We start from the raw sequence: 1324 nt of genomic DNA on the forward strand, positions 1-1324 counted from the left end.
GGGTTAAGTAAAGAAAAGTGTGTCCGCATGCCACCATAACCCCAGACCACACACCACAAATCACCAAAGAATAGCTCCCCGAAAGCTATTACCCACACCATCCCGCACCTCCGGCCACATTTGTGCTAACCGCACACCGGTTGGATTAAAGGATGACCACCAACCGCCCCAGCTGCCCACTATGCGGCAACAACACAAAGAAAAACGGCACCACCAGCAAATCAACCACCCGTTGGCGCTGCACCCACTGCGGACACTCCTTTACCCGCAACACCCAAACCCACAACAAAAACACCGCCACCATGGCTTTGTTCATCCAATGGGCCACCGGCACCCAATCTCTAACCACCTTCGCCGCACACCATGGCGTAACCAGGCAAACCATGCACCACCGATTCCGATGGTGCTGGTGGATCATCCCCACACCCACCATCGACTCATTCCGCATCCATGACCAAATCTTCCTCGACGCGACCTATCTAAAGTCCGGATGCCTCCTGATCGCAGCCAGTAAAACCCACGTCATCAACTGGACCTGGGCCAGACACGAAACCACCGCCGCCTACACCGAACTCCTACGCCCCATTGCCGCACCACTAATCGCAGTCACAGACGGCGGACAAGGTGCCCAATCAGCCATCCACCACTGCTGGCCAACAACACGCATCCAACGCTGCCTCGTCCACGCCCAACGAACAGTCCGCCGCCACACCACCAGCAACCCCCGCACCGATGCCGGCAAAACCCTCTACCGCCTAGCCCTGAAACTCACTCGCATCACCGACCTTGACCAAGCATCCACATGGGTCGCCCACCTGCACGAATTCGACCACACCTACCGGGAATGGATGAACGAGAAAACCACCATCAAAGACCCTGCTACCGGCGCCTACACCAAGGTCTACACCCACCAACGCGTCCGAGCGGCCTATCAATCATTGCTATCTCTGCACCGCAGAGACCTGCTGTTTACCTACCTGCAACCCCCACCAACAACCATCGACCCCGACAACCTTGCAGCAACAACAAACAGCCTCGAAGGTGGCATCAACGCCCCCATAAAAGAACTAGCCCGCAGACACCGCGGACTATCACTACCGCATCAACGCACAGTGATGGATTGGTGGCTGTATCTACATACAGAAGTCCCTGACGATCCGGTCAAGATCGCCAGGGACCAACGATGGGGTCAAGACGCACTTTCCACAGCAACAGACCTGATCACCCACAACACCACAGCCACTACCAATGACATCGGTGCACCAGCAGAATACGACACCGCCATCGACACCAGCTACCAACACAACCTCGGCATCCAAAAAGG

The 1324-nt window shown here is 56.5% G+C and carries 1 protein-coding gene; it reads left to right on the forward strand.

Going from position 1 to position 1324, the window contains the following annotated elements:
- Positions 1–152: 152 nt before the first annotated feature.
- The coding region (locus tag QP981_RS11150; protein ID WP_284858022.1) for an IS256-like element IS3503 family transposase at positions 153–1324 on the forward strand (1172 nt) is incomplete at its 3' end.

The organism is Corynebacterium sp. MSK047 (assembly GCF_030232285.1).
GTDB lineage: Bacteria > Actinomycetota > Actinomycetes > Mycobacteriales > Mycobacteriaceae > Corynebacterium > Corynebacterium jeikeium_D.